The organism is Haloarcula salina, from assembly GCF_049603855.1.
Classification (GTDB): Archaea; Halobacteriota; Halobacteria; order Halobacteriales; family Haloarculaceae; genus Haloarcula; species Haloarcula salina_A.
Map to the genome: position 1 here is coordinate 1197513 of NZ_CP187146.1, position 24258 is coordinate 1221770.

At 67.9% G+C, this 24258-nt stretch carries 32 protein-coding genes and 1 tRNA gene; 23 read left to right on the forward strand and 10 right to left on the reverse strand.

Annotation, left to right across the window (positions count from 1 at the left end):
- Positions 1 to 80: 80 nt before the first annotated feature.
- The gene (locus ACOZ4I_RS06220) at positions 81 to 356 is read left to right on the forward strand and encodes a hypothetical protein (RefSeq protein ID WP_424004078.1); all 276 of its coding nucleotides are present in this window, start codon (positions 81 to 83) and stop codon (positions 354 to 356) included.
- A gap of 25 nt (positions 357 to 381) precedes the next feature.
- Here the strand turns inward: ACOZ4I_RS06220 and ACOZ4I_RS06225 are convergent, their stop codons facing one another.
- Entirely contained in the window at positions 382 to 882 is a 501-nt protein-coding gene (locus ACOZ4I_RS06225) for a macro domain-containing protein (RefSeq protein ID WP_424004080.1), read from the reverse strand.
- 139 nt (positions 883 to 1021) lie between these two features.
- Here ACOZ4I_RS06225 and ACOZ4I_RS06230 point away from each other — a divergent pair, with 139 nt between their 5' ends.
- The 6 genes from ACOZ4I_RS06230 to ACOZ4I_RS06255 all read left to right on the forward strand — a co-directional run bounded on the left by ACOZ4I_RS06230 (position 1022) and on the right by ACOZ4I_RS06255 (position 5155).
- Complete coding sequence (locus tag ACOZ4I_RS06230) at positions 1022 to 1696, forward strand: DUF2071 domain-containing protein (protein WP_424004082.1); 675 nt, start codon at positions 1022 to 1024, stop codon at positions 1694 to 1696.
- 70 nt (positions 1697 to 1766) lie between these two features.
- A complete protein-coding gene (locus ACOZ4I_RS06235; RefSeq protein ID WP_424004084.1) occupies positions 1767 to 3146 on the forward strand; it encodes a response regulator in 1380 nt (459 codons plus the stop codon).
- Between the two features lie 36 nt (positions 3147 to 3182).
- Positions 3183 to 3977 (forward strand): HAD-IIA family hydrolase, encoded by a 795-nt coding sequence (locus ACOZ4I_RS06240; protein ID WP_424004086.1) that lies wholly within the window; start codon positions 3183 to 3185, stop codon positions 3975 to 3977.
- Between the two features lie 66 nt (positions 3978 to 4043).
- Positions 4044 to 4634 carry a DJ-1/PfpI family protein gene (locus tag ACOZ4I_RS06245; RefSeq protein ID WP_424004088.1) on the forward strand — a complete coding sequence of 197 codons (591 nt, stop codon included), beginning with the start codon at positions 4044 to 4046 and terminating at the stop codon, positions 4632 to 4634.
- A 114-nt stretch (positions 4635 to 4748) separates the two neighbouring features.
- Complete coding sequence (locus ACOZ4I_RS06250) at positions 4749 to 4979, forward strand: zinc ribbon domain-containing protein (protein ID WP_424004091.1); 231 nt, start codon at positions 4749 to 4751, stop codon at positions 4977 to 4979.
- Between the two features lie 2 nt (positions 4980 to 4981).
- Positions 4982 to 5155, forward strand: coding sequence for a hypothetical protein (locus ACOZ4I_RS06255; protein WP_424004093.1), 174 nt, complete (start codon positions 4982 to 4984; stop codon positions 5153 to 5155).
- An 18-nt stretch (positions 5156 to 5173) separates the two neighbouring features.
- Here ACOZ4I_RS06255 and ACOZ4I_RS06260 read toward each other — a convergent pair whose 3' ends face one another.
- On the reverse strand, positions 5174 to 6556 hold the full coding sequence (locus ACOZ4I_RS06260) for a PQQ-dependent sugar dehydrogenase (protein WP_424004095.1): 1383 nt from the start codon (positions 6554 to 6556) through the stop codon (positions 5174 to 5176).
- A 115-nt stretch (positions 6557 to 6671) separates the two neighbouring features.
- On the opposite strand from ACOZ4I_RS06260, the gene ACOZ4I_RS06265 reads away from it, so the two are divergent.
- From ACOZ4I_RS06265 to ACOZ4I_RS06290, 6 genes are all read left to right on the forward strand, one after another.
- Positions 6672 to 6920, forward strand: coding sequence for an MTH865 family protein (locus ACOZ4I_RS06265; protein WP_424004097.1), 249 nt, complete (start codon positions 6672 to 6674; stop codon positions 6918 to 6920).
- Positions 6921 to 6990: 70 nt separating this feature from the next.
- Positions 6991 to 7140, forward strand: coding sequence for a hypothetical protein (locus ACOZ4I_RS06270; RefSeq protein WP_424004099.1), 150 nt, complete (start codon positions 6991 to 6993; stop codon positions 7138 to 7140).
- A gap of 66 nt (positions 7141 to 7206) precedes the next feature.
- A complete protein-coding gene (locus ACOZ4I_RS06275) occupies positions 7207 to 7902 on the forward strand; it encodes a metal-dependent transcriptional regulator (RefSeq protein ID WP_424004101.1) in 696 nt (231 codons plus the stop codon).
- Positions 7899 to 8609 carry a TMEM165/GDT1 family protein gene (locus ACOZ4I_RS06280; protein WP_424004103.1) on the forward strand — a complete coding sequence of 237 codons (711 nt, stop codon included), beginning with the start codon at positions 7899 to 7901 and terminating at the stop codon, positions 8607 to 8609. Before ACOZ4I_RS06275 ends, ACOZ4I_RS06280 begins: the two co-directional genes overlap by 4 nt.
- 66 nt (positions 8610 to 8675) lie before the next feature.
- Positions 8676 to 9266, forward strand: coding sequence for an AsnC family transcriptional regulator (locus ACOZ4I_RS06285; protein ID WP_424004105.1), 591 nt, complete (start codon positions 8676 to 8678; stop codon positions 9264 to 9266).
- A 93-nt stretch (positions 9267 to 9359) separates the two neighbouring features.
- Positions 9360 to 11111, forward strand: coding sequence for an ABC1 kinase family protein (locus ACOZ4I_RS06290; RefSeq protein ID WP_424004107.1), 1752 nt, complete (start codon positions 9360 to 9362; stop codon positions 11109 to 11111).
- Between the two features lie 27 nt (positions 11112 to 11138).
- Here the strand turns inward: ACOZ4I_RS06290 and ACOZ4I_RS06295 are convergent, their stop codons facing one another.
- The gene (locus ACOZ4I_RS06295) at positions 11139 to 12668 is read right to left on the reverse strand and encodes a cryptochrome/photolyase family protein (RefSeq protein WP_424004786.1); all 1530 of its coding nucleotides are present in this window, start codon (positions 12666 to 12668) and stop codon (positions 11139 to 11141) included.
- A 221-nt stretch (positions 12669 to 12889) separates the two neighbouring features.
- Between ACOZ4I_RS06295 and ACOZ4I_RS06300 the strand changes: the two genes are divergently transcribed.
- Positions 12890 to 13429, forward strand: coding sequence for a halocyanin domain-containing protein (locus ACOZ4I_RS06300; RefSeq protein ID WP_424004109.1), 540 nt, complete (start codon positions 12890 to 12892; stop codon positions 13427 to 13429).
- 13 nt (positions 13430 to 13442) lie between these two features.
- On the opposite strand, the gene ACOZ4I_RS06305 is transcribed toward ACOZ4I_RS06300, so the two are convergent.
- Both ACOZ4I_RS06305 and ACOZ4I_RS06310 read right to left on the reverse strand, forming a co-directional pair.
- On the reverse strand, positions 13443 to 13745 hold the full coding sequence (locus ACOZ4I_RS06305; protein WP_424004110.1) for a DUF7521 family protein: 303 nt from the start codon (positions 13743 to 13745) through the stop codon (positions 13443 to 13445).
- The gene (locus tag ACOZ4I_RS06310; protein WP_424004112.1) at positions 13742 to 14104 is read right to left on the reverse strand and encodes a winged helix-turn-helix domain-containing protein; all 363 of its coding nucleotides are present in this window, start codon (positions 14102 to 14104) and stop codon (positions 13742 to 13744) included. The genes ACOZ4I_RS06305 and ACOZ4I_RS06310 overlap by 4 nt, the downstream gene beginning before the upstream one ends.
- Positions 14105 to 14330: 226 nt before the next feature.
- Between ACOZ4I_RS06310 and ACOZ4I_RS06315 the strand changes: the two genes are divergently transcribed.
- Positions 14331 to 15221 carry a halocyanin domain-containing protein gene (locus tag ACOZ4I_RS06315; protein WP_424004114.1) on the forward strand — a complete coding sequence of 297 codons (891 nt, stop codon included), beginning with the start codon at positions 14331 to 14333 and terminating at the stop codon, positions 15219 to 15221.
- A 108-nt stretch (positions 15222 to 15329) separates the two neighbouring features.
- Here the strand turns inward: ACOZ4I_RS06315 and ACOZ4I_RS06320 are convergent, their stop codons facing one another.
- Positions 15330 to 16103, reverse strand: coding sequence for a fumarylacetoacetate hydrolase family protein (locus ACOZ4I_RS06320; protein ID WP_424004116.1), 774 nt, complete (start codon positions 16101 to 16103; stop codon positions 15330 to 15332).
- 160 nt (positions 16104 to 16263) lie between these two features.
- Between ACOZ4I_RS06320 and ACOZ4I_RS06325 the strand changes: the two genes are divergently transcribed.
- The 6 genes from ACOZ4I_RS06325 (at position 16264) to ACOZ4I_RS06350 (ending at position 20878) form a co-directional block, all read left to right on the forward strand.
- The gene (locus ACOZ4I_RS06325) at positions 16264 to 16998 is read left to right on the forward strand and encodes a prephenate dehydrogenase/arogenate dehydrogenase family protein (protein WP_424004118.1); all 735 of its coding nucleotides are present in this window, start codon (positions 16264 to 16266) and stop codon (positions 16996 to 16998) included.
- Positions 16995 to 18440, forward strand: coding sequence for a small ribosomal subunit Rsm22 family protein (locus ACOZ4I_RS06330; RefSeq protein ID WP_424004120.1), 1446 nt, complete (start codon positions 16995 to 16997; stop codon positions 18438 to 18440). Before ACOZ4I_RS06325 ends, ACOZ4I_RS06330 begins: the two co-directional genes overlap by 4 nt.
- A gap of 75 nt (positions 18441 to 18515) precedes the next feature.
- On the forward strand, positions 18516 to 19340 hold the full coding sequence (gene surE, locus ACOZ4I_RS06335) for a 5'/3'-nucleotidase SurE (protein ID WP_424004122.1): 825 nt from the start codon (positions 18516 to 18518) through the stop codon (positions 19338 to 19340).
- Between the two features lie 5 nt (positions 19341 to 19345).
- Positions 19346 to 20269 carry a DMT family transporter gene (locus tag ACOZ4I_RS06340; protein ID WP_424004124.1) on the forward strand — a complete coding sequence of 308 codons (924 nt, stop codon included), beginning with the start codon at positions 19346 to 19348 and terminating at the stop codon, positions 20267 to 20269.
- A 150-nt stretch (positions 20270 to 20419) separates the two neighbouring features.
- Entirely contained in the window at positions 20420 to 20551 is a 132-nt protein-coding gene (locus ACOZ4I_RS06345) for a hypothetical protein (RefSeq protein WP_424004126.1), read from the forward strand.
- Between the two features lie 186 nt (positions 20552 to 20737).
- On the forward strand, positions 20738 to 20878 hold the full coding sequence (locus ACOZ4I_RS06350; RefSeq protein ID WP_424004128.1) for a hypothetical protein: 141 nt from the start codon (positions 20738 to 20740) through the stop codon (positions 20876 to 20878).
- Positions 20879 to 20985: 107 nt separating this feature from the next.
- Here ACOZ4I_RS06350 and ACOZ4I_RS06355 read toward each other — a convergent pair whose 3' ends face one another.
- The 4 genes from ACOZ4I_RS06355 to ACOZ4I_RS06370 all read right to left on the reverse strand — a co-directional run bounded on the left by ACOZ4I_RS06355 (position 20986) and on the right by ACOZ4I_RS06370 (position 23137).
- Positions 20986 to 21399 carry a hypothetical protein gene (locus tag ACOZ4I_RS06355; RefSeq protein ID WP_424004130.1) on the reverse strand — a complete coding sequence of 138 codons (414 nt, stop codon included), beginning with the start codon at positions 21397 to 21399 and terminating at the stop codon, positions 20986 to 20988.
- A gap of 115 nt (positions 21400 to 21514) precedes the next feature.
- Positions 21515 to 22327 (reverse strand): HD domain-containing protein, encoded by an 813-nt coding sequence (locus ACOZ4I_RS06360; protein WP_424004132.1) that lies wholly within the window; start codon positions 22325 to 22327, stop codon positions 21515 to 21517.
- A gap of 49 nt (positions 22328 to 22376) precedes the next feature.
- Positions 22377 to 22844: a redoxin domain-containing protein gene (locus ACOZ4I_RS06365; RefSeq protein ID WP_424004134.1), complete on the reverse strand. Its 468-nt coding sequence runs from the start codon at positions 22842 to 22844 to the stop codon at positions 22377 to 22379.
- Between the two features lie 47 nt (positions 22845 to 22891).
- Positions 22892 to 23137, reverse strand: a complete 246-nt coding sequence (locus tag ACOZ4I_RS06370; RefSeq protein ID WP_424004136.1) for a hypothetical protein — start codon at positions 23135 to 23137, stop codon at positions 22892 to 22894.
- 636 nt (positions 23138 to 23773) lie between these two features.
- Between ACOZ4I_RS06370 and ACOZ4I_RS06375 the strand changes: the two genes are divergently transcribed.
- Together ACOZ4I_RS06375 and ACOZ4I_RS06380 are read left to right on the forward strand one after the other, a co-directional pair.
- Positions 23774 to 24022: a twin-arginine translocase TatA/TatE family subunit gene (locus ACOZ4I_RS06375; RefSeq protein ID WP_424004787.1), complete on the forward strand. Its 249-nt coding sequence runs from the start codon at positions 23774 to 23776 to the stop codon at positions 24020 to 24022.
- 85 nt (positions 24023 to 24107) lie between these two features.
- Positions 24108 to 24181 (forward strand) — tRNA-Arg (locus ACOZ4I_RS06380).
- Positions 24182 to 24258 lie beyond the last annotated feature (77 nt).

Below are 24258 nucleotides of genomic sequence, written 5' to 3' on the forward strand. Positions count from 1 at the left end.
GTGGCGTTCTCGCGTACTGGTAGTCGAGCGCACATTTATGTCGGTCGACGTTCGACGATCATATACGGGGAATGGTACCAATGAACAAGCAACGGTCGGACCGGGCCGACTCCTGCAGCGAGCGACCGCTCTGTGAGTCGGCCAGCAGCCTGGAGCACTGGCTGACGAGCGCCGTGGGCCTCGGGATGGCGCTGGCTATCGGGGTCGCTTTCTACGTACCAATCGTCGAGACGGCCGCCTCGCTGGAGTTCCTCTCGACGACGGCGATGGTGTTCCTGATCACGGCGCTGTGGCTCGTGCTCTGGGGGACGCTCGAACTGGCCTGGGAGTGGCGAGCCGGGCGCGTCCACCGCTGACCGGACACCGCCCGGACCCGCCCACTCAGTCACGAACGGCCTCGGCGACGCGCCGCATCGCCCGGTAGTCGTCGTCGGAGTACGCGATGAGGCGTACGTCCGTCAGCGAGTCCGGCTGGAACGCGGCTAGTTCCTCGCAGATGATTCGCACGCCCTCCTCGAAGTCGAAGCCGGCGATGCCACAGCCGATGGCCGGTAAGACGAGGGACTCGCAGTCGAGCGCGTCGGCCTCGGCGAGCGCGTTTCTCGCGGCGTCGCGGATGCTCTCGGCCGTCGCCTGTCCGCCCGGCGGCATCGCGGCGGCGTGGATGACGTACTCCGCGTCGAGGTCGTAGGCGTCGGTGGTAGCGACGCCGCCGAGGTCGACGGGCCCCTTCGCGACGGCCTCGTCGTTCAGGCCCGAGCCGGCCGCGCGCTTGAGTGCGCCGGCCACGCCGGACCCCATCCGCAGGCTCGTGTTCGCGGCGTTGCCCAGCGCGTCCGCCGACTGTGCAGCGATGTCGCCCTGGAGTACCTCGAACTCCATGCTCGGCGCTTCGGCGGACGCGGGCAAAATTCTGGTGCCGGTGTGACGCAGTCTATCGGCCCGTCGCCGGCGCGCGATACTACGCGGGCTCTCACGTCCGGCCCGCTACACTGATGAGCGTGTCCGACGGAGTACCGGTGTGGTAGCGCTCCGCCCGCTCGAAGCGACGCTCGACGACGTGTGTTTCTGCCACTGGCCGGTGGCGCGAGAGCGCGCGGAAGCGGTGGTCCCCGACTGGCTCGCGGTCGAGACGGCCGACGGCGACGCGTGGGTGTCCGCGATCGCGGCCACCGTCGAGCGCGTCGACCTGTTCGGCGTCACGGTCTCTCGCCCGGCGGAGCTACTGACGGTCCGGACGTACGTGCGCGGGCCATCGGGACAGCGCGGCGTCGCCGTCCTCGCTCTGTTCTGTGACGATCCCCGGACGCGAACGGCCGTCTCGGAACTGTTTCACGTCGCACCCGGTGACGCCGTCCCACGGGTACTGCCGACGAGCGAGCGGCGGCGCGTCCTCGACGCCGGCGACCGTCGACTGTTCGAGTGCCGCTACGAGGCGACCGGGGAGCCGGTGGCCCTCCCACCAGATTCGCTGGCGTCGTTCCTCGTGGACCGCCAGCGGTACTTCGCGGCGGGACCGCTTGGAACGCGCCTGGTCGGGAGCATCGGTCACGACCCCTGGCGACTCGACCGCGTCGACGCCGCCGTGACCGGTGCGCCGCCAGCACCGGTAGAGTTGTCAGGTGAAAATACTATCTCACTTACTCATCACAGCCCCGGCGTCACGCTCTCGCTCGCGCCGCCCGCGTTCGCGTGACGTGCGGAGCGCTCTCCTTGCAATATAAGTACCGACACACCGTGTGGTAGACAAGGACCCAAGCGCGCTCATGTCATCTATCAATACTATACGGACGCTGGTCGTCGACGACAGCGACTTCTTCGCGGAGATGACGGCCGATACGCTCACGCAGGAACACGACATCGATGCGGTTGCCGCGACAGGCGCGTCGGAGGCACTCGAACGACTGGAGTCGGGCGGATTCGACTGCGTCGTCAGCGACTACGAGATGCCCGAGATGGACGGACTGGAGTTACTCGACGAGATCCGACGGGACAACCCTTCGATCCCCTTCATCCTCCTGACCGGTCGCGGCGACGAGGAGACGGCGAGCGCGGCCATCGCCGCCGGCGTCGCCGACTACCTCCTGAAACTCGAAGTCGTCGAGGACAAGCAGTACGGCCGGCTGGCCAACCGGATCGAGAACGTCGTCTCGCAGGACCGGACCCGCAAGAAGTTCGAATCGCTGGTCGCGGACTCGCCCGACGGAATCGCCCATCTCACCATCGACGGGCAGATCCTCTCGGTGAACCCCTCGATGGCCGACCGGCTGGGCGCCGACACGTCGATCCTCGCCGACCGGAACCTCCGGGACGTGATGGACCCCGAGGTGGCCGACCAGCGCATCGAGGCGGGCAGGCAGGTGGTCGAGACCGGCGAGGCGACTCGGAGCGAGGACGCCGTCGGGGACCGGCACTACCAGAACCAGTACATCCCCGTCGACAGCTACCGCGAGAGCGACACGTTCCAGCTCGTCTCCCGCGACATCACCGACCGCGTCGAGCGCCAGCGAAAACTGGAGCGCCAGAACGAGCGTTTAGAGGAGTTCGCGAGCGTCGTCAGCCACGACCTCCGCAATCCGCTGAACGTCGCCCAGGGTGCGGTCGACCTGCTCGACGTTCCCGACGAGGAGAACGCCGACTTGGTGGACAAGATCGATCGGTCGCTGGACCGGATGGGCTGTATCATCGAGGACGTGCTCACGCTGGCCCGTCAGGGGCGGACCGTCGACGACCCTCAGGAGGCGGAACTGGAGACGCTCGCCTCGACCGCCTGGAACTGGATCGAGGCCGAACAGTCCTCGTTGGCTGTCACGTCCAGCGCTGAACTCGAAGCCGACCGGGGCCGCGTCCAGGACTTGCTCGCCAACCTGTTCCGCAACGCCATCGAACACAACGACGGCGAGGTCGAGATCGAGGTTGGCCTGTTCGGTGACGCAGGTTTCTACGTGGCCGACGACGGCAGCGGCGTTAGCGATGACGCGGACGAGGTGTTCGAGATGGGCTACACGTCCAGCGAGGACGGCACCGGATTCGGTCTGGCCATCGTCGAGCAGGTCGCGGAGGCCCACGGCTGGTCGGTCGACCTGACCGACAGCGAGGACGGCGGCGCGCGGTTCGAGGTGACCGGCGTCGAGTTGCGGAACTGAGACGGACTTTTCACCTCGCGACCCCGAGTACGGACGATGACACTCGATGGGATCGTCGTCGACCTCGACGGAACGGTGTATCACGGCGACGCGCCGCTTCCGGGCGCGAGCGCGGCGGTCGACGCCATCAGGGACCGCGGCATCGACATCTGCTTCTTCTCGAACAACCCGATCCACGACGGCCGTGAGTACGTCGAGCGACTCCGCGGAATGGGTATCGACGCCCGCGAGGGCGAGGCCTGCTCCTCCGGCGTCGTCACCCGCGAGTATCTGGACGAAGTGCACGCGGGCGACGACGTGTTCCTCATCGGCAGCGACCGGCTCCGCGGGCTCGTCGAGCGGACGGGTGCGGGACTGGCCGCCGACCCCGCAGAGACCGACGTGCTACTGGCGTCGTGGACCGACGGCTTCCACTACCGCGACATGGTCGACGCGCTCCGGGCCGTCGACGACGACACGGCCTTCCTCGGGACCGACCCTGACCGGACGTTCCCCGGCGAGAACGGCGACCCGGTGCCCGGTTCCGGCGCGATCATCAGTGCCGTGGCCGGCGTCGTCGGCAGGGAACCGGACCGCATTCTCGGCAAGCCATCCGACGCTGCCGCGGAGGCTGCCCTGGAGCGCCTCGGCTGTGCGGCGTCGGACTGCCTGGTCGTCGGCGACCGCCTCGACACCGACATCGCCATGGGCGAGCGACACGGGATGACCACCGTCCTCGTGCGAACCGGCGTCACCGACGACGCGGCCCTCGAACGGAGCGACGTGACGCCGGACTACGTCGTCGACTCGCTGGCGGACATCGACGACGTGCTCGGCGAATTCGACGAGTGACAGAACTCTGGTAATTCTCCTGCGGCTTTATCTTCGCGCCGAGCGTACCACTGGGTGGTGATACCGATGGGCAAAGACATCCTCATGATCGTCGGCGATTTCGGTGAAGACCTCGAGATAATGGTCCCGTTCCAGGCCCTCCAGATGGTGGGACACGACGTGGACGCAGTGTGCCCCGAGAAGGAGGCCGAGGAGACCATCAAGACGGCGGTCCACGACTTCCGCGGCGACCAGACCTACATGGAGTCCCGCGGCCACGACTTCGCGCTGAACGCGACGATGGCGGACGTGACACCGAGCGAGTACGACGCACTCGTCGTCCCCGGCGGGCGCGCGCCGGAGTATCTTCGGACATACGACGCTGTCATCGAGGCCGTACAGCACTTCTTCGAGGAGGACAAACCCGTCGCGGCGCTGTGTCACGGACCGCAGATCCTCGCCGCCGCAGACGTGCTCGACGGCTACGAGATGACCTCCTATCCGGCCTGCCGCGCCGAGTGCGAGGCCGCGGGCTGTTCCTGGGTCGACGGCGTCGTCACCGACCGGAACCTCGTCACCGGTCAGGCGTGGCCCGACCACCCCGAGTGGCTCGCGCAGTTCATGGACTTGCTGGGCGACGAAGTGTCCCACGGCGACCCCATCGCCGCTGACGACTGATCGCGACGGGCCACGCGGAGCGACGCGCAGAGTGAATCGCCGAACGAGGGGGTGCGGACGGTCTCACACGCCCCCAACAGATTTGTTACGCTGGCGGGGCAACGTCGGTCTGCAATGCCCTCCAACACGCCTTCAGCACACGACGACGAGCGCGGCTGCCCGAAGTGCGGTCACACGGAAACCGACGTCGGCACGATCTCGACGACCGGCGGCGGCATCTCGAAGATGTTCGACATCCAGACGAACCAGTTCCAGGTCGTCTCGTGTACGAACTGCGGCTACTCGGAGCTGTACCGGGACACCGGCTCGGCCGGGAGCGACATCGTCGACGTCTTCCTCGGCTGACGATGCCGGCCGCAAGCGGCCTGTTCGTCCTGGTGTTCCTGGGACTGGCGCTCGCCGCGCCGCTGCTCCTCTACGCGCTGGTCCGCAGCGAGCGCGACCGGCGCGTCGAGACCGACAGGGAGACCGCCGAGCGACTGGCCCGGCGAGACACGGGCGACGACCGCCGGACGCGTTGACGGTCCGAAGTTCCGTCGTCAGGCCGGCCCGAGCCGGTGGACAGCCCCCGTCTCGCCGCTGACGCCGCCGGCGTCAGTCGTACAGACGAGTAGCTCCCCGCTCTGCGTCCGCCCGAACGAGAGCACTCCCGAGCCGAAGGTGTCTCCGTCGACAGGGACCGGCGTCACCGGCCACAGCCCGTCGTCGGCCTCGGTGGCGACGAACAGCCGACCGTCTGCGCGCCAGTCGGCGAACACGTAGCGGCCCTGTAGCGTCGGAAGCGCCTCGCCGTCGTACAGGTAGCCCCCGATGACGGAGATGCCGGCCACCTCGGCTCCGCCGTGGGGGTACTCGATAATCGGGTCGACGAGCGGTTCGCCGTCTGGTGTCTCCGTCGGACAGTCGGTGGCCTCGAAGCAGTGGGTCGCCTCCCGGACGTTCCAGCCGTAGTTGCCACCTCGCTCGACGAGGTTGACCTCCTCGTACTCGTTTTGGCCCACGTCGGCGACGAACAGGCGGCCGTCCGGCCCGAAGGAGAACCGCCAGGGGTTACGAAAGCCCCAGGCGTACTGCTCGTCGAGTCCCTCGCGGCCGACGAGGGGGTTGTCGTCGGGGACCGCGTACGGGTCGTCGCCGTCGGCGTCCACGTCGATGCGGAGGACGCTCCCGAGCAGGTTCTCGGTCACGTCCTGGCCGTTGCCGCCGCCGACGCCGTCGTACCAGTCCTCGACGTGACCCCGGCCCTGGTCGCCGCCAGCGCCGCCGTCGCCGACGCCGACGTAGAGGTAGCCGTCCGGGCCGAACGCTATGTCGCCGGCGTTGTGGTTCGACTGGGGCTGTGGAATCTCGAGAATCGTCCGCTCGCTGTCGGGGTCGAACGACCCGTCGCCAACCTCGAACGACGAGAGGACGAAGGTGTGCGAGTAGCCGGTCGGCGTGCCGTCGCGCCGCGGCGCGCTGTACCGGAGGAAGACCCGGCCGCTCCCGTCGAAGTCGGGGTCGAAGGCGACGCCGAGCAGGCCCCGCTCGTCGTAGCCGCTCACGTCGACCACGCGGTCCCGGAGGTCGAGCACAGTCTCGAAACCGTCGTCGGTCACGCGGTAGAGTCGGCCGGGCTGGTCGACGACGTACGTGTCGTCGGTCGTCGGCGCGGCCACGTCGACCGGGGACGTGAACCCCGTGGCCAGCGTCTCGACGCCGAGTTCCAGGTCTGCGAGATCGTCGGCGTCGTTCGACCCGCCCGTACCGTCGTTCGAGTCGCCAGTTCCGTCCGTGTCGTCGCCCGAGTCGCCGTTCCCGCCTGTGCCACTGCGTCCGTCCGTCTCGCCGTCGCTTCCGCCGCCGGGGAGGGCGCACCCGGCGAGTCCCGCAACTGTCAGCGCGCCGGACTGGAGGAGCCGTCGTCGGGAGAGTCCCGTCATACCGGACCGTGGGGCCGACGCCCAATCAACGTTGCAGTGTCGGGATAAACTTACAACAACGGGAGAGTGTCTCGATGTCGAACCTTTTATGACATATCTGGTACAACGTCAGCGCATGGCTAATAAAGACGATCTCCGTTCCCAGTTCGTCGAAGCGTTCGAGGACGCGGACTACCCGGTCTCGAATCCGATGGACCTCCTCCCGGCGCTACCGAACGGGCCGTCGACGAAGTTCGAATCCGGCGATTTCTCGATGACTGCGATGGAACTTAACACGAAACTCGACGGGGACTTCCCCTACGAGACCGTCGACGATTTCGTCGACGACGTGATGACGTCGCTCGAAGACCGCGACCTGATCTAGGCGACACTCGCGCTTGCTCGCAGTCGCTCGACCCTCGTCGTTTATCAGTCAGGCGACCCTACCGGAGAGTATGGTCGCGTTGCCGGTCATTGAGGCGCTCGTACGGACGTTCGGCCCATTTCTCATCCCGGCCACGCTGTTCGTGCTCGGCGCTATCGGGTATCTGTTCCTCTGGCTGTTGAGTCGGTCCCGCCGCGAGACGTACACCGCCGACGAGTGATCCGTCGGCCGAGCGGTATTCGTTTGAACCGCTATACTTTTGAATTAGACGCATCTAATTCCTTCCATGTTGAGCGAGCAGATGGAGGACTATCTCAAGGCGATCTATCGGCTCGAACGGGACGGCGAGCCGCCGATCGCCACGTCCACCATCGCCGAGACGCTGGACGTGACGCCGCCGACGGTGACCAGCATGGTCGAGAAGCTGGCGGACCGCGACCTCGTCGAGCGCGAGAAGTACAAGGGGGTGACGACGACCGCGGAGGGCGAGACGGTGGCCCTGGAGATTATCCGCCACCATCGCCTGCTGGAGACGTTCCTGACCGAGAAGCTGGGCTACGACTGGGCCGAGGTCCACGAGGAGGCCGAGGTGCTCGAACACCACATCAGCGAGGAGTTCGAGCGGCGGGTCGCGGCTGCACTCGACGAACCCGAGGTGGACCCCCACGGGGACCCGATTCCGAGCGAGGCCCTCGACCCGGTCGACGACGCGTCGGGGACCGCGCTCTCAGAGCACGAGGAGGGCGGCCGGCTCGAAGTGGCCCGCGTCCGCGACCGCGACCCCGCCGAACTCACGTACCTCGCCGATGCCGGCGTCACGCCGGGGACGGTCCTGACCGTCGACGAGGTGGCCCCCATCGGGATGGTGACCGTCAAGCTGGAGAGCGGCGCGGCGGTGTCGCTACCGGACCACATCGCCGACGCGATCCAGGTCCGTCGGCCGGAGTCTGAGCGACCCGAGGACGGAGTGAGCGAAGCGTGAGCGACGTGAGCTGGCTGACCGTCGTGGCGATAGCGGCCGGTGCGCAGCTGGCCGTCCTGCCCGGCGAGAAGGTGCAGTTCATCATCGCCGGCCTGTCGACGCGGTTCAATCCGTTCCTGGTGGTGAGCGCCGCGGGCGCGGCGTTCGCGGGCTGGACTGCCCTCGAGGTCTGGCTCGGCTCGACGGTGACCACGCTGTTGCCCGACATCGTCCTCGACAGCCTGACGGCGGTGATGTTCGTGCTCTTCGCCGTGTTGCTCGTCCGCACTGCACCGGCCGCAGACGAGGACGGCGACGCGGACCCGGCGACCAGCTTCACGACCGACGGCGGACAGCTCGACGTTCGCGTCCCGCTGTTCGACTGGCAGGTCCCGAACGCCCTCGGTGGCTTCCTGCCCATCTTCGCCATGATGGCTTTCGGCGAGTTCGGCGACAAGACCCAGCTCGTCACCGTGACGCTCGCCGCGCAGTACAGCGCCCACGCCAGCGCCATCTGGGCCGGCGAGATGCTCGCCATCATTCCCGTGAGCCTCGTCAACGCACTGTTCTTCCACCGGTTCGCCCACCGCGTCGACCTGCGCAAGGCCCACTTCGCGGGCGCGGGGCTGTTCCTGTTTTTCGCCGCCGACTTCGCGATGAAGGTGACGCTCGGGTTCTCGGTGTGGGAGACGATGATATCCGCTCTCTCCGCGCAGCTGGCCGCCTGAGGGGCGCGTTCGCGTTCTATTTCGCCCGGTCGCAACGGATAAATCACTGCTGGCGCTTGGTAGGCTATGCTCGGGCTCGACGACATCGATCACCAGATCCTCACGCTCTTGCTCGAAGACGCCAGGCGTCCCTACAGCGACATCGCCGAGCGCGTGGACCTCTCAGCACCGGCCGTCTCTGACCGGGTCGACCGCCTCCAGGAGATGGGCCTGCTCCGCGGGTTCACCGTCGACATCGACCGGTCGATGCTGCGGGCCGGCGTCCCGGTCCTGGTCGAAATCGACGCGCGGCCGGGCCGGGACGCCGCAATCGCCGAGGCAATCGCCGACGCCGACACCGTCGAGCGCGTCTACCGGACTGCTGACGGTCGGGTAACCGTCGAGGCCACCGTCCCGAAGTCCGATGCCGGCGGCCTGCTCGCCGAACACGTCTCGATGGACGACGTGGACAGCTACGACGTGCGACTGCTCGCCGACAGCGAGTGGACGAGCGGCCTCGCGGCGGCCGAGTTCGCGCCGGACTGCGCGGAGTGCGGCAACAGCGTCGACGAGGAGGGCGAGCAGCGCCGCCTCGACGACGACCGGTACTACTTCTGCTGTGGCTCCTGCGCCGAGCGGTTCGTCGACCAGTACGAGACGCTGAAAGAGGGGGCCTGACGCCGGCGCAGCGCCGCGCGCGCCGGTGCCAAGAACCCGGTCGCCCGTCCGTCTCCAGCAGACTCATACGCCGGCGGGCCCGACGCACGGACAGTGACGGGAGACGAGCGCGTCGCGGGCGCGGCGGCCGGCGGGGAAGCGTCGCCACCCGGCGGAGTCCGGGTCACGCTCCGAGCCCTCTGGCGGGCGCTGGTCGTCGCCTGGCAGTTCGTTCCGCTTGTCTGGGAGTGGGTCCGCGACCGCCACCGCTTTCTCGTCGTCGGCCGGTCGCGCGCCGTCTCCAGCGAGACGCGGACGCGCCGGGCGCGGTACCTGAAGGACACCTTCGTCGACCTCGGCCCGGCGTTCATCAAACTGGGCCAGATGCTGTCGACGCGCCCCGACGCGCTCCCGCGGGAGTACGTCGACGTGCTCGCCGAGTTGCAGGACAACGTCCCGCCGGCCCCCTGGGCCGACATCGAACCGGTCGTCGAGCGGGAACTGGGCGGCGAGGTGGACACCCTGTTCGACTCGTTCGACACCGCGGCGATCTCCGGGGCGTCGCTCGGGCAGGTGTACGAGGCCGAACTCGACGGCCGCCGGGTCGCCGTCAAGGTGCTCCGGCCCGGCATCAGGACGCGTGTCGAGTCGGACCTGCAGGTCCTCTCGGCGCTGACGCCGCTGCTCACGGCCGGTGCGGATCCGGGGCAGGCGTTCACGCTGGAGAACCTCACCGAGGAGTTCGCGACCACCGTCCGCCAGGAGATGGACTACGGCCACGAGGCGCGGATGCTCGACGAGATCGGCGCGAACTTCGCCGACGCCGACGACGTGGCGGTCCCGGACGTGGTCGCGAGCCACTCGACCGACCGCGTCCTGACGATGACCTACGTCGAGGGCGCGAAGATCGACGACGTGGACCGCCTGGACGAACTCGGGATCGACCGGCAGGCGCTCGTCCGCCGCCTCGAAGAGGCCTACATCCAGATGATCGTCGAGGACGGGCTCTTCCACGCCGATCCGCACCCGGGGAACCTCGCGGTCCAGCCCGACGGCACGCTCGTGTTCTACGACTTCGGGATGACCGGCCGCCTCGGGCCGCGGACCCGCGACCGCCTGCTCGAGTTCTACGTCGGGCTGGCGACCGACGACGTGGACCGCGTGATGGACGCCTTCGTCGAGATGGGCGCGCTCGATCCGACGGCCGACCGGGAGGTGATGCGCGAGGCGTTCGAGATCGTCATCGAGCAGTTCCGCGGCGAGGACATCAGCGAGTACCGCGTCGACCAACTGGTCGGGCAGTTCGAGGCCCAGTTGTACGAGTTCCCGATGCGCCTCCCGCAGGACCTCGCGCTGGTCGTGCGCGTCACGACGGTGCTGGAGGGGGTCTGCCGGACGCTCGACCCCGACTTCGACTTCATCGAGATCGTCTCGGAGTACGTCAGAGAGCGGGACGCGGTGGACGTCGAGGGCGCGGTCAGGTCCGAGGTCGAGGAGGCGGTGACGGGGACGGCCCGCTCGCTCGTGCGGACCGCGCCCGCGGTCGAGGCGGCCCTCGACAGGGCCGAGCGCGAGGACCTTCTCCTACGGGCACTCCTCGAAGACAGCGACGGGCTGGCGGGACTGCTCGCCCGCCGCCTCCTGCTCGGTCTCGTCGCCAGCGGCGGAGTCCCGCTGAGCGCGTACCTCTACGCGAATGCCGGGATTCGGCCGGCTGCGGTCGTGCTGGGCGGAACTGCGGCGGTACTCGGCACGCTCGCGTGGTCGTTCCGCCGCCGGCGTGGCCCGGCGCTGTCGACCCCGAAGTTCACGCGCCACGAAATGCGACAGCGGCGGGCGAGCGAGGCGGGCGACGGCGACGAGTGACCGCTGAAAGCCGACTGAACGCAGGCCTCAGAGGTCGCCGGTCTCGGCCAGGTCGCGGATCTCGGTCGCCCGGTCGCGGATGGCCTCGCGCTCGTCGTCGCCCTTGTCGTCGAGGTGTCCGTACACCAGCCCCATCCGGTGGTTCGAGCGGAGTTCGTCCTCGTTGCGGTCGAGAAAGTCCCAGTACAGCGCGTTGAACGGACACGCGCCCTCGCCGATGGTCTTCGTCTTGTAGTAGGGGCAGCCAGAACAGTAGTCGCTCATCCTGTCGACGTAGTTCGCCGAGGCCGCGTAGGGTTTGGTCGCGAACGCGCCCGCCCCGTACAGCCCCATCTCGACGACGTTCGGCGTCGTCACCCAGTGGAAGGCGTCGACGTAGGCGGCGTGGAACCACCGGTTGAGCCGCGACGGCTCGACGCCGTACAGCAGCCCGAAGTTCGAGAGGAGCATCAGTCGCTCGATGTGGTGGGCGTAGCCCCGCCTTCGGACGCCGTCGACCGCGTCGGCGAGACACGCCATGTCGGTGTCGCCGTCCCAATAGAACGCCGGCAGGGGCTCGGTCGCGCCCTGCTGGTTCGCCGTCGCCAGGTCGGGCATCTCCCGGCGGTAGACGTGCCGGACGAACTCCCGCCAGCCGAGCACCTGTCGGACGAACCCCTCGACGCTGTGTAGCGGCGCGTCGCCCGCTTCGTAGGCGTCGACCGCGCGTTCGATGACCTCCGCCGGCCCGAGCAGCCCGAGGTTCAGCGAGGTCGAGAGCAGGCTATGGCTCATCGCCCACTCGCCGTCGCGCATCGCGTCCTGATAGGGGCCGAACTCGGCCAGTCGGTGGGTCACGAAGTGGTCGAGGGCCCGGACGGCCTGCCGCCGCGTCACCGGCCAGCGGAACGGCTCCGGGTCGGCCCAGTCGCCGCCGTAGGGCGGCTCCGCGTAGCCGCCGTCGAACGCGTCCGCGACCCACTCGACGACCGACTCGGTCACGTCGTCGGGTTCGAACGCCGGCGGCTCGGCCGGCACCCAGTCCGCTGGCGGCGTCTCGCGGTTGCGGTCGTCGTAGTTCCACTCGCCGCCGACCGGTTCCCCGTCCTCCAGCAGGGTGCCCGTCTCGCGGCGCATGAACCGATAGAAGTCCTCGTGGCGGTACGTGTCGCCGTCGCCCGCCCACTCGTCGAACCGCTCGGGCGAGCAGAGAAATCGCGCGTCGGGGACGAACTCGACGGTCCCGCCGGCGTCGGTCACGATGGAGGCGAGGCGCTCCCGGGCGCGCTCGGTCTGCGGTCGCGGCGTCACGAGCGTGTCGTCGGGGTGTGCCTCGAGGTGCGTTTGCAGCCCGATCGCGAAGTCCTCCGCCTGCCGGTAGTGGACGGTCCGACCCGCGTCCCGGAGGTCGTCCCGGAAGTGACGCATCGCGCTGAACAGCAGGACGAGCTTGTGTGGGTGATACGGCAGTTTGCGGGCGAACGACGCGGCCTCGATCATGAGGACCGGTTCGTCCGGTCGGTCGGCGACGGGGCCGCACCGGCGGACGAGGTGGTCCCCGCGGAGCCACACCGTCACGGCCGAACGATCACGCTCATTGTGTACCACGACGGACGCACTCGCCATGACTCCCCCGCCGAACTGTGTCGGTACGGTGGAGATCTGCCACGTCCGACACAGTTACTCGCGTGTGAAGCACCGCGAATACCGGCCACAGCACCGCTGAACGGACCGTTATTGTTCTCCGCAGGCCGACAGAAACGACTGTCTTTTCAGTCTACGACGACTAGTCGGCCTGCATGACATCGGACCTCGACAGGCGCACGTTCGTCCGCGGGACCGCGATACTCACAGGTGTCGGCCTGCTGGCCGGCTGTAGCGGCGGCGACGGCGGTTCGGGCGGCGGAGGTGGTGATGGCGGCTCGGGCGACGGTAGCGACGGCGGCAGCGGCGACGGCGGTGGCGGCGAGACCGCCGAGTCGAGCCAGGAGGTGTCGGAGTACGTCGGCGCGTCGTCGAACTACGACGGCTCGACCGTCGTCATGACCGGCCAGGACGAGGTATCCGTCGCTGTCGGGGCCGACGGCAACGGTGGCGCGTTTGCATTCGGGCCGCCGGCGGTCAAGGTCTCGACTGGGACGACCGTCGTCTGGGAGTGGACCGGCGACGGCGGCGCGCACAACGTCGTCTCGCAGGGCGACGGCCCGCTCGACTCCGGGTCGGCCGTCACCGAGGCCGGGACCACCTACGAGTACACCTTCGATGAGGCCGGGACGTACCGCTACTACTGCGTCCCACACGAGAGCCTCGGCATGAAAGCCGCTGTCGTGGTCGAATAGTCGCCGAAGGCGTTCAGCGCGACCCGAACGACGACCCGCTCGTGACGTACAGCGAGTAGGCGATTATCGCGAAGCCCGCCGTCGTCAGCGCGTTCTCGAAGACGAGCGCCGACGCCGTCTCCAACTGGAACAGCTGGTCGGCGACGCCGGCGAGCATCGATCCGGCCGTGACGGTCGCGAACCCGACCGCGAGATAGGTCAGTCCGGTCGAGCGTGTCTTCCGCGCCGCCCGAACGGCGAAGTACGTGATGAGGCCGCCGAGAAGCACCGTAACTGTCTTGAAAGCGATCACGACGAGTGGGATGGCTCCGTTCATAGTTCATCACTGACCCGGGACCACAGCAGGGCGAGCCGGTCGCTCGGCGTTTCGTCGTCGGGCAACACGTCTACCTCCACGGAGCCGTCGTCGCCGAGATCGACGAACACGCCGCCGCAGTCCCGGACGTAGGCGGTGGCGTGGTGGCCGTCGGTCCGCACGTCGGTCTGCTCGGCCACGAGGCCCGCGTCGCTCAGCTGTTCGAGCTTCCGGTAGGTACTCGTCTGGGGAAGCTCACAGACCGACGCCACTTCTTTGGCCGGCAGCGGCTCGTCGAGCGCCCTGAGGATGTCGCGGCAGTCAGGGTCTGCGAGAGCCTCGAACAGCGCCTGCGTCTCTGTCGCGTCGTCTTCGTGCACGGGAGACCTCCGGAATCGTTCAGGGCTGTGCGGGTCCGACCTCGTAGCGCGGGTACGTGAATCCGGCGGGCGGGGGACGAACCGGACTCGATGACCGCGGTGTGCCGAGGGCACGGACCACGTCTGAACCATAAAACACCGTATCCTAAAGGGAAGCTGTTTATTTCCAGATTCTGGAAAGCGGACACTCCCTTTTCGAGCGTGGCCTGCCAATGGTCGACGTGCAATGCCTCGGTCCTCCACCCGCAGACGGTTCCTCGCGAGCACCGCCCTGTCGACCCTCGCCGTGACCGCCGGTTGCGTCTCGTCCGGCGATTCGAGCAGATCCGGGAGTCCCAATGGGACGGCGACTGACACGGACACGCCGACGCCCACGGACACGCCGGAACCGACGCCCGAATCGCTCGACGACTGGCTCGCCGACGCGAACGGCTACGACGGCGGCGAACCGCAACGCTTCGGTCCCCGCGCCCGGCCGACGGTCATGGTCGGCGAGCCGACGGACGACGGACTGGCGTTCGACCCGCCGGTCATCGAGGTCCCGCCGATGACGAACGTCAGGTGGGACTGGACCGGCCACGGCGGCCAGCAGAACGTCGTCGCCCTGGACGGGACCTTCGACAGCGGCCGGACGAACGCCCAGCGCGGGACGGGCTATCACTACATCTTCGAGGAGACCGGCGAGTACCGCTACGTCTCCGAACCTCACCGCGACGAGGGGATGAAGGGCGCGGTCATCGTGAAGGAACCGCCGTCGTCCGGCTACCCGAAAGTCGACGAGTGGCTCGTCGGGGCGGGGAACTTCGACGGCACCGTCGCCGATCGCACCGACGCCGACACCGCCACGGTTACCGTCGGGGCGGAGGGCAACGGGGGAGCGTTCGCGTTCGCCCCGCCCGCGCTGAAGGTCTCGACCGGCACGACCGTCCGCTGGGAGTGGACCGGTAACGCCGGTGGGCACAATGTCGTCTCGAAGGACGACGGCCCCCTCGACTCGGAACTGCTCACGGAGGCCGACAGCACCTACGAGTACACGTTCGAGGAGACGGGGACCTACCGCTACTACTGTGCACCGCACGAGGCCCTCGGTATGCGGGGGGCGGTCGTCGTCGAGTAGGCGACCCCGGTCAGCGGCCCGACGGCTCCAGCTCAACCGTTTCTTTTGCTCCCTACCCCCACTCTCGAAGTCACCGCACCGATTCTGCGACGCGCCGCCGCGTCCCGCTCAGGGGATCTTGACGCTGTGTTTGAGCGTGCCGATCCCCTCGATCTCCACTTCGACCTCGTCGCCGTCTTCCATCGGTCCGACGCCTTCGGGCGTCCCGGTCGCGATGACGTCGCCGGGTTCGAGGGTCATGTAGGACGTGATCTCAGCGATGAGTTCGGGGACCGAGAAGATGAGGTGATCCCGCGAGGAGGACTGCTTCGTCTCGCCGTTCAGGCGGAGTTCGATGCTGGCGTCCTCGGGGACGTGTTCCGGCGTCGCCACGAGCGGGCCGATGGGGCAGGCGTTGTCGAAGGCCTTCCCGCGGACCCAGTTCTGCTCTCGCTCCTGGTCGTCGCGGTTCGAGATGTCGTTGACGCAGGTGTAGCCCGCCACCACGTCCATCGCATTCTTCTCGGTGACGTTCTTGCACTGCTCGCCGATGACGACGCCCAGTTCGGCCTCGTAGTCGATGCGCTCCTTGCCGGAGGGCAGTGTCAGGCGTTTGCCGTGGGAGGCGACGGCGTTGGGCGCTTTGAGAAAGAGCATCGGTCGGTCGGGTACGTCCGATCCCATCTCGTCGGCGTGGTCCGCGTAGTTGCGCCCGATACAGACGACTTTCGTCGGCTCACATGGCGGGAGGATGTCCACCTCGTCGGGGTCGTAGGACTCGTCCCCGAACGCGATGCGACCGTACGGCCCGGCGGCGGCGGTGACGACCGGCTCGCCGTCTTCGACGGTCCAGCGCCCGCCGCGGACGTTGCCCGCGGTGTCACGGAATCGAACGCGCTTCATGTCATTGTTCTCTCAGGGCCGACGGATAAGCGTTTAGGAGGGGGAATCCGCCGTTCCCCGGGCGTTCGACGCTCGTCTACGCTGATTTCGTCAGGTGCGGTGACCGGCGGTGATGGCGTGATCGAACGGCTTTTGAGACGGGCCGGGCTACGCTGGGCCGATGAACGTCCTCGTCGTCGGTGCCGGCGCGATGGGCCGCTGGTTCGCGCGCACCGTCCGGGAACACGCCGACGCGTCTGTCGCCTTCAGCGACGTCGATGCGGCCGCCGCGGAAGCCGCAGCCACGGCGGTCGGCGGTCGTGCGGTCGAGCGGGACGCCGCGGAGCGGTTCGACGTGGTCTGTATCGCCGTCCCGATGCCCGTCGCCGAGACGGCCATCGCCGAGTTCGCTCCGCTCGCGACGGGCGCGATTACGGACGTGACCGGGAGCATGGCCGGCCCGCTCGACGCGATGCGCGAGGCCGCGCCGGATCGACAGCGACTCAGCCTCCACCCGCTGTTCGCCCCCGAGAACGCCCCCGGAAACGTCGCCGCCGTCACCGACGCGCCAGGGCCCGAGGCCGACGCCGTCGTCGATGCGATCGCCGCCGCGGGCAACGACTGCTTCGAGACGACGGCCGCGGAACACGACGCGGCGATGGAGACCGTGCAGGCGAGCGCTCACGCGGCGGTCCTCGCGTTCGCGATGGCCGCCGACGACGTCCCCGACCGCTTCCAGACACCGATCTCCGCGGGCCTGTTCGACCTCGTCGAGCAGGTCACCGGCGGCGACGCGCGGGTGTACGCCGACATCCAGCGGACCTTCGACGGCGCGGACGACGTGGCCGCGGCCGCGCGGCGCCTCGCCGACGCCGACGCAGACGCCTTCGCCGACATCTACGACCAGCTCTCATGAACCAGGACACGCGCCGCCAGATCCGAGAGAACGCCCAGTACCTCCGGAACGTCCGGCCGCTCGACCCCGAGGAGATCCACGAGTACGTCGAGGGCGAGCCCCACCCGGCGGTCGTCCGGCAGGTGCTCCGCGAGGAGGCGTTCGACCTCGGACTCGTCGAGCGCGACGACGGCACGTTCGTCCCCGCGCCGGACGGCCGGCTCGCCGTCTCGTTCGACGGCGTCGATCGGTTCCCGGACGACCACGAACAGCGCGTCCTCGACCTGCTCACGGAGTGGGGCGGTCTCGAGTGGGCGGGCGGCGACAGCGGTGACCGCCTCCGCGAACGCATCCGTGACATCAAGGAGCGCTACCTCCGCGGGGACAGCGTCGAGTACGACGAACTGACCGCGCTGGGTTACGCCGTCTACCACCTCCCGGACTACTACGCGGTGGCGTCGTACGTCCTCGCCGACCTGGCGGCCGACGGCCTGCTCCCATCTCAGCTTCGCGTGCTGGACGTGGGTGCGGGCGTCGGCGGCCCCGCGCTCGCCTTGCTCGACCTGCTTCCCGACGACGCGCTACTCGACTACCACGCCGTCGAGCCGAGCGCCGCCGCGGACGTGCTGGAGGCGATGCTCGACGACGCCGACGGGAACGTCCGCTGGGAGGTCCACAGGGAACTGGCGGAGGACTTCGACCCCGAGAGCGCGCTCGACGCGACGAACCGCGGCGACGGCGACGACGCCGAGGCGTTCGACCTCGTCGTCTTCGGGAACGTCCTCAGCGAACTCGACGACCCGAGCGCGGTGGCGCGGCGCTACCTCGACGCGCTGGCCGAGGACGGCACGCTGCTGGCGCTCGCCCCGGCCGACCGCAACACGGCCATCGGGCTCCGCGAGGTGGAGCGCGACCTGGCCGACGACGGGCCGGCGACGGTGTACGCGCCGACGGTGCGACTGTGGCCCCACCAGTCACCCGAGAGCGAGTCGTGGTCGTTCGACCGCAAGGCCGACATCGCGGTCCCGTCGATGCAAAAGCGCCTCGACGACGCCGGCGGCGGCACGGGCGAGTTCGTCAACACCGACGTGCAGTACGCCTACAGCGTCCTCCGCCGGGACGGCCGCGAGAAGTTCGACGTGACGCCGGACCGCGGGACCCACGCGCCGATGGCCGACGCCGAGCAGTACGTCACCGACCGGGTGAACCTCCTCGCGATCAAGCTCAGCCACGACCTCTCCGAGCGCGATGGCGCGAACCCGCTGTTCCTGCTGGGCGACGGGAGCCAGGCGGTCGACCACTTCGCCGTCGTTACGGAGGCGTCGGTGCTGAACGAGGACCTCCGACGGGCCGACTACGGCGACCTGCTCGCCTTCGAGAACGCGCTCGTCCTCTGGAACGACGACGAGGCGGCGTACAACGTCGTCGTCGACGCCGAAACGGTCGTCGACCGGGCGCGGTAGCGTCCCGTCGCGCCGAACGCGGCAGTCCCGCGCCCCCAGCGGTGGCCTTTTCTCGCCGACGGTCTGACGGAGGGTATGGACCAGCCGACCATCTTGCTGACGAACGACGACGGGATCGAGAGCGTCGGCTTCAGGGCGCTGTACGACGCGCTCTCGGAGATCGGCGACGTGACTGCGGTCGCGCCGGCGAACGACCAGAGCGCGGTCGGCCGGGCCATCTCCCACGAGGTGACCGTCCGCGAGTACGACCTGGGCTACGCCGTCGAAGGGACGCCGTCGGACTGCGTCGTCGCTGGACTGGAGGCGCTGGTCACCGACGCCGACCTCGTCGTCGCGGGCTGTAACCGCGGTGCGAACCTCGGCGCGTACGTCCTCGGGCGGTCCGGGACCGTCAGCGCCGCGGTCGAGGCGACGTTCTTCGACGTGCCGGCGATGGCCGTCTCGATGTACATCCCCGTCCGCGAGGACGCCGCGTTCTCCGACATCGAGGCCAACGGCGACAGCTACGCCGAGGCCGCCCGGGCGACGCGATACCTCGCCGACCACGCCCTCGAAGCGGGCGTCTTCGAGCAGTGTGACTATCTGAACATCAACGCTCCCGTCGCGGAGTGGGGCCGCGCCCCCATCGAGATCACGCGGCCGTCGCGACTCTACGAGATGGACGCCGTCAAGAACGGCGACGCCGTGACCCTGCACGACCGCATCTGGGAGCACATGGCCGAGGGCGACATCCCGGACCCCGAGGGGACCGACCGCCGCGCCGTCGTCGACGGGAAGGTGAGCGTCTCGCCGCTGACCGCGCCCCACACCACCGAACACCACGAGGCGCTCGACGCGCTCGCGGAGACCTACGATAGCGACGCGGACGACGGAGACGCGGACGACGGAGACGCCAACTGACGCGGATGCGATTCCGAAACGCCATCCTGTTCGTGGCGCTCGCCGTCGCCTGGGGGAGCGCATTCACCGCGATCAAGGCCGGCCTGGCGTACTTCCCGCCGGTCCTGTTCGCGGCGTTCCGCTACGACCTCGCCGGTATTCTGATGCTCGGCTACGCCGCGGTCGTGACCGACCAGTGGCGGCCCCGAACCCGGGCCGACTGGGCGGTCGTCGGTATCGGCGGCACCCTCATGATCGCGGCCTACCACGCCCTGCTGTTCGTCGGCGAGCAGGGGACCACGAGCGCCGCTGCAGCAATCGTCGTCAGTCTCTCACCCATCCTGACGACGGGATTCGCGCGGGCGTTCCTCCCCGACGAGCGGCTCACGACGCTCGGTATCGTCGGCCTCCTCGTCGGCTTCCTCGGTGTCGTCGCCCTGAGCGAACCCGACCCCGGAAACCTCCTCGACCCGCGGACCGTGTCGCTGTCGCTGGTGTTCCTCGCCGCCGCGTGTTTCGCGCTCGGGAGCGTCCTCACCAGACGCTTCGACGACGACCTCGCCATCGAGACGATGGAGGCATGGTCGATGCTCCTCGGCGCGGTCCTCATGCACGGCCTCAGCGCCGCCATGTCCGAGTCGGTCGCCGACGTTCGCTGGACTGGCGAGGCGCTGCTGGCCCTGTCGTACCTCGTGGTCGTCGCGAGCGCGCTCGGCTTCCTGATCTACTTCGACCTGCTCGAACGGCTCGGCCCCATCGAGATCAACCTCGTCTCCTACGCCGCGCCGGTCGTCGCCGCCGCGACCGGACTCCTCGTGCTCGGCGAGACGCCGACGGTCGCAACCGGCGTCGGCTTCGCCTGCATCCTCGTCGGATTCGGCCTGCTGAAGCGTGACGCGCTCAGAACGGAACTCGCGCGTCTCGGCGGGGCCCCGAACCGGAGCGACTGAACCCAGAGAGTCGCTTCGATCGTCTCTCCGCGCGGTGTACGGGCGTCGTTCGATAGCGGCGGCCTGCGCGGCCGAGAAACGGTCGTCAGACGTTCTATCCAATTTCAATATATAGGTAATAATTAAATACTATCGGGGAGAGGCCTCTGTATGGTGGTCGACGGGGGATCGACGGTACTGCTGTGGCTCGTCGCCGCGTGGTTCCTGGCGAGCGGCCTGTTTCTCGCGCTCCTCTACGCGTCGGGTGAGCGGGACCGCGGCCGACGGACGCGGCCCGAATGACTTCGTCGCGAGATCGACCAGTTGCATCGACCCGGCCGACCGGCCAGTTCTACACCGCCCTGAATGGCCAGACGATGTGTCTGACGAGCGTCTGACGCACCATCGCCGAACCCGTTGCAGTCTGTCGGTTTTCACTTTCGGCGCGGATTGCGTGGGTATATACCATCTGGTCGCTTGGCTTGGTGTATGATCGAACGACTGAGACAGGCCGTCACGTCTCGACAGCAGTCACACCGTGAGTGTCGTCGCTGCGGGACCACCGTCGAGTCGAACGCGGCCACCTGTCCGGTCTGTGACTCCGGCGACATCGTGCAGTACGACCTCTAAGATTGCCGGCCGATCCGACCTGAAGAACGCCGGACGTCGTGGCGGCTTAATCCGGCGTTATCGACTGATTACGGGCACTCGACCAGGAGAACACGGCGAACGGTCAGTCATTCTTCGACCCTCCTCCAGACGTCCGACGTGATCTTCGCGTCAGGGTTGTCGGGATGTGTCATGGTCAGACGATCGCCAGCTTCGACCGAAACGAGATCGACCGGGTTACTCTCGGCGTGATTCCGCGTCGGATAGGTAAACGGTCGCGACCGCTCGGGCAGTCCGTCGATCGTCGGACACTCAGGCGGCGCGACGACGTCGTCGGCGAATCCATCGGTGTGGATCTGGGACTGGGGCTTGTCCTGGCCGCGCGTATCGAACCAGTCGAGACACCGACGGCCGATGGAGAGGGACTCGGCGACCGAGCGCACTCGCTGTCTCGCCCGGTCGAGGAGAGACGGGGGCGACCCGTCGCCCTCGGACACGTCTCTCCGAGCACCCCGTGGCTCGTCCATGGGAGTGAGACTCATACGCAAAGGTATGGAATCGCACTACAAAACCGTTGTGTCGGGGGCGTTCACTCGGGCCGACAACCCTGATCTCCGGGGGGTGACGTCCGCGCTCGAATAGGGGAGGATGGCCGTCTCAGAGTTCGATCCGCTCGACGATCCGGTCGCCGTCCTCCCGGCTGTTCAGCGCGACGATTCGGACCTGTTTTTCCAGGCCGGAATCGGTGAGCTTGGCCTTCAGGAGATTGTCGACCTGGTAGACGCCGGCGGCGTTGTTCATCGTTATCTCGACGAGCACCGGGTAGTCGTCGCCGGTGGTCAGCGACACCGTCTCGATGGCCTGACTGGACACCGTGTTGATGCCGCGGCCGCCGCGCTTGTAGGGGATCCGCGAGCGGCCGCGCTCCATGTCGAGCGCATCGGCGACGCGGACGACACCGGCTTCGAGCGTCAGCGGGTCCTCCTCGGTGTGGTGACAGAGGATCGCGTGCAGCACTTCACCCTTCATCTGGACCGTCTCGCGCACGTCGTAGAACTCTTCGAGGATACGATCGAGGATATCGGCGGCCAGCGGGATGGAGTAGTACGGGTGCGAGTCACGGTGGACGACGTGACCGATGTCGTGGAGGGTCGCGGCGAGCGCGATGATGACGGCCTCGTCGGCTTCTTCGAGGTCGTGGTCCGCGGCTCCGTTGAACTCGACGCCGCCCTGTTTGAGCAAGTCGTACAGACACAGCGCGCGGTTGCGGACGATGTCGATGTGCTTCGCGCCGTGGTCGTTGTACTGCTTGCGCGTGACGGGGTTGACGTTCTGGGCGTTCAGGTACGCCTGAATCTCCTCGTCGTCGTTTACGAGGTCGAGAACCGCGTTGACGCGCTCGTCCGGGAACGAGTGGTCCGCACTGGGATCGTAAATTCGGCCGGCGTTGTCTGCTCTGTCAGCGCTCATACAGACAGACAAACGGCCCAGTGCGAAAAATCCTCGCCGCGTACGGGACTCAGTTCAGCGCGTCGATGACTTCGTCGTAGTCGGGTTCGACGCCGGGGTCGTCGCTGACCCACGCGTACGTGATCTCCTGATTCTCGTCGACGACGAAGACGGCGCGCTTCGCGACGTTCGGGACGCCCAGTTCCTCGAAGTCCATGGAGACGCCGTAGTCTTCGATGAGCTCGCGCTCGTTGTCGCTGAGCAGGTCGAACGATAGATCAAGCTCGTCGCGGAAGGCGTTCTGGGAGAACGGCGTGTCGATGCTGACGCCGTACAGCGTGGCCCCGGCCTCGTCGATCTCGTCCAGTCGGTCTTCGAACGTGTTCATCTCGTGGCTGCAGACGCTCGTGAACGCGCCGGGGAAGAACGCGAGAGCGATGGGCGCGTCGTCGAGTTCGTCCGAGAGCGTCAGTTCGTCGATGTCGCCGTTCGCGACCGGTGCGGAGAAGTCGGGTGCGGTGTCGCCAACTGAAAGCATACACGACCCCGTTTCCCCGGCCCGTTCAAATCCCTTCCGAGTCGGGATCAGAACTGGGCGAACTTCGCGGTGACCTCGTCGATCCACTCGGGGAGGTCGCGGTCCGCGAGGTTCCCTTCGGCGTCGCGAGTCACGACCACGTCGTCGATCTCGCCGTCACGGGTGATGTCCAGTCGCCACAGGCCATCGGCCTCGACATCGACCCGAACCACGTCCTCTCCGACGGGCTTGATCGGCCGCACCGTCACTGACTCTCCCCCCGCGACTTCCATCGTGTGGCTGTCGGCCGTCATCACCTCTGTCTGAGACGACCCAGGTAGTTATACTCCCGGTCCCGCCGCCCGCCCGTGGTGGTCGATCCGCGCTCCTCGGATACGGACCGATGGAATAGATCGGTTCGTCGATCGATTTAACAGACCAATAACCATTGTGCGGTGTCCCGTAGTCGTCGATGCGGGTTCGAACCCGTACGGCAGCCCCGAGAAGCGACCAGAGCACCGTGCTGGTCGACTCGTCTCAGCTATCGGCACGGCCTGCGGTCTCGGATCGTCTGTCGACGTGCAGTGCCAGCCACCGAACGCCAGTGTTGGTCAGCCGCACGTCACCCCCACCCCACCCCACCCCATCACTGCCTCGCCGCCCCACCCGGCGAGGCGTTTCAACTCTTTCGAGCCACAGACGCACCGAGCGCGCCCGGGTGTGCTCCGGGTGCGCTCGGGCCCACCTGCCATCCCAGCCCACAGCGATCGGCCGCCTCCGTCGACAGCGAGACCTCGTGTGTGTTCAACCCACGCGGCCTCCCGTGTTCGCGGCGTTCGACTCGGCTGTGGCGGGATTACCGCAGTCCTGAGAGAGGCAAAAAGGTTATAATAGCAACCACGTAAAATCGGGATACAATGTCAGGGATATTCGGAGTACTGTTCCCGGGGATGCCCGGGACGACGGAGATGATGGTCATCCTCCTCATCGCCGTCCTGCTGTTCGGCGCGAACAAGATTCCAAAGCTAGCGCGGTCGACCGGGGAAGCCATGGGCGAGTTCCAGAAGGGTCGAGAAGAAGTCGAGCAGGAACTCGAAGAGATGCGCGAGGGCAAGGGCGCAGAGGGTGCCGAGGGCACGACGGACGCCACGGAGCAGACGACGGACGCCACCGAGCGAACGACCGAATCCGAGACGTAACTCCCCATCGCGACCACTTCTCCGTTTTCGTTGCTCCACCAGTGAGAACGAAAGGATTTTTCGCCGGTCCGTCGACGACTCGGTAGGGCGTGTGGCCTAGTGGACCAGGGCGAGGGGTTCCTAACCCCTAGATCGCGGGTTCGAATCCCGCCACGCCCGTGCAGCGACCGAAGGGAGCGAACCGGCATGGCAGGATTCTAATCAGGGAGGTCGCGCGCAACGGAGTGAGCACGTCC

What these genes read in the sequence shown, in the direction of transcription:
- ACOZ4I_RS06220 (WP_424004078.1), top strand. Translation starts at nt 81, where the DNA reads ATGAACAAGCAACGGTCGGACCGGGCCGACTCCTGCAGCGAGCGACCG.
- ACOZ4I_RS06225 (WP_424004080.1), bottom strand. Translation starts at nt 882, where the DNA reads ATGGAGTTCGAGGTACTCCAGGGCGACATCGCTGCACAGTCGGCGGAC.
- ACOZ4I_RS06235 (WP_424004084.1), top strand. Translation starts at nt 1,767, where the DNA reads ATGTCATCTATCAATACTATACGGACGCTGGTCGTCGACGACAGCGAC.
- ACOZ4I_RS06240 (WP_424004086.1), top strand. Translation starts at nt 3,183, where the DNA reads ATGACACTCGATGGGATCGTCGTCGACCTCGACGGAACGGTGTATCAC.
- ACOZ4I_RS06245 (WP_424004088.1), top strand. Translation starts at nt 4,044, where the DNA reads ATGGGCAAAGACATCCTCATGATCGTCGGCGATTTCGGTGAAGACCTC.
- ACOZ4I_RS06250 (WP_424004091.1), top strand. Translation starts at nt 4,749, where the DNA reads ATGCCCTCCAACACGCCTTCAGCACACGACGACGAGCGCGGCTGCCCG.
- ACOZ4I_RS06255 (WP_424004093.1), top strand. Translation starts at nt 4,982, where the DNA reads ATGCCGGCCGCAAGCGGCCTGTTCGTCCTGGTGTTCCTGGGACTGGCG.
- ACOZ4I_RS06260 (WP_424004095.1), bottom strand. Translation starts at nt 6,556, where the DNA reads ATGACGGGACTCTCCCGACGACGGCTCCTCCAGTCCGGCGCGCTGACA.
- ACOZ4I_RS06265 (WP_424004097.1), top strand. Translation starts at nt 6,672, where the DNA reads ATGGCTAATAAAGACGATCTCCGTTCCCAGTTCGTCGAAGCGTTCGAG.
- ACOZ4I_RS06270 (WP_424004099.1), top strand. Translation starts at nt 6,991, where the DNA reads ATGGTCGCGTTGCCGGTCATTGAGGCGCTCGTACGGACGTTCGGCCCA.
- ACOZ4I_RS06275 (WP_424004101.1), top strand. Translation starts at nt 7,207, where the DNA reads ATGTTGAGCGAGCAGATGGAGGACTATCTCAAGGCGATCTATCGGCTC.
- ACOZ4I_RS06285 (WP_424004105.1), top strand. Translation starts at nt 8,676, where the DNA reads ATGCTCGGGCTCGACGACATCGATCACCAGATCCTCACGCTCTTGCTC.
- ACOZ4I_RS06300 (WP_424004109.1), top strand. Translation starts at nt 12,890, where the DNA reads ATGACATCGGACCTCGACAGGCGCACGTTCGTCCGCGGGACCGCGATA.
- ACOZ4I_RS06305 (WP_424004110.1), bottom strand. Translation starts at nt 13,745, where the DNA reads ATGAACGGAGCCATCCCACTCGTCGTGATCGCTTTCAAGACAGTTACG.
- ACOZ4I_RS06315 (WP_424004114.1), top strand. Translation starts at nt 14,331, where the DNA reads ATGCCTCGGTCCTCCACCCGCAGACGGTTCCTCGCGAGCACCGCCCTG.
- ACOZ4I_RS06320 (WP_424004116.1), bottom strand. Translation starts at nt 16,103, where the DNA reads ATGAAGCGCGTTCGATTCCGTGACACCGCGGGCAACGTCCGCGGCGGG.
- ACOZ4I_RS06325 (WP_424004118.1), top strand. Translation starts at nt 16,264, where the DNA reads ATGAACGTCCTCGTCGTCGGTGCCGGCGCGATGGGCCGCTGGTTCGCG.
- ACOZ4I_RS06330 (WP_424004120.1), top strand. Translation starts at nt 16,995, where the DNA reads ATGAACCAGGACACGCGCCGCCAGATCCGAGAGAACGCCCAGTACCTC.
- surE (WP_424004122.1), top strand. Translation starts at nt 18,516, where the DNA reads ATGGACCAGCCGACCATCTTGCTGACGAACGACGACGGGATCGAGAGC.
- ACOZ4I_RS06340 (WP_424004124.1), top strand. Translation starts at nt 19,346, where the DNA reads ATGCGATTCCGAAACGCCATCCTGTTCGTGGCGCTCGCCGTCGCCTGG.
- ACOZ4I_RS06345 (WP_424004126.1), top strand. Translation starts at nt 20,420, where the DNA reads ATGGTGGTCGACGGGGGATCGACGGTACTGCTGTGGCTCGTCGCCGCG.
- ACOZ4I_RS06350 (WP_424004128.1), top strand. Translation starts at nt 20,738, where the DNA reads ATGATCGAACGACTGAGACAGGCCGTCACGTCTCGACAGCAGTCACAC.
- ACOZ4I_RS06355 (WP_424004130.1), bottom strand. Translation starts at nt 21,399, where the DNA reads ATGAGTCTCACTCCCATGGACGAGCCACGGGGTGCTCGGAGAGACGTG.
- ACOZ4I_RS06360 (WP_424004132.1), bottom strand. Translation starts at nt 22,327, where the DNA reads ATGAGCGCTGACAGAGCAGACAACGCCGGCCGAATTTACGATCCCAGT.
- ACOZ4I_RS06365 (WP_424004134.1), bottom strand. Translation starts at nt 22,844, where the DNA reads ATGCTTTCAGTTGGCGACACCGCACCCGACTTCTCCGCACCGGTCGCG.
- ACOZ4I_RS06370 (WP_424004136.1), bottom strand. Translation starts at nt 23,137, where the DNA reads ATGACGGCCGACAGCCACACGATGGAAGTCGCGGGGGGAGAGTCAGTG.
- ACOZ4I_RS06375 (WP_424004787.1), top strand. Translation starts at nt 23,774, where the DNA reads ATGCCCGGGACGACGGAGATGATGGTCATCCTCCTCATCGCCGTCCTG.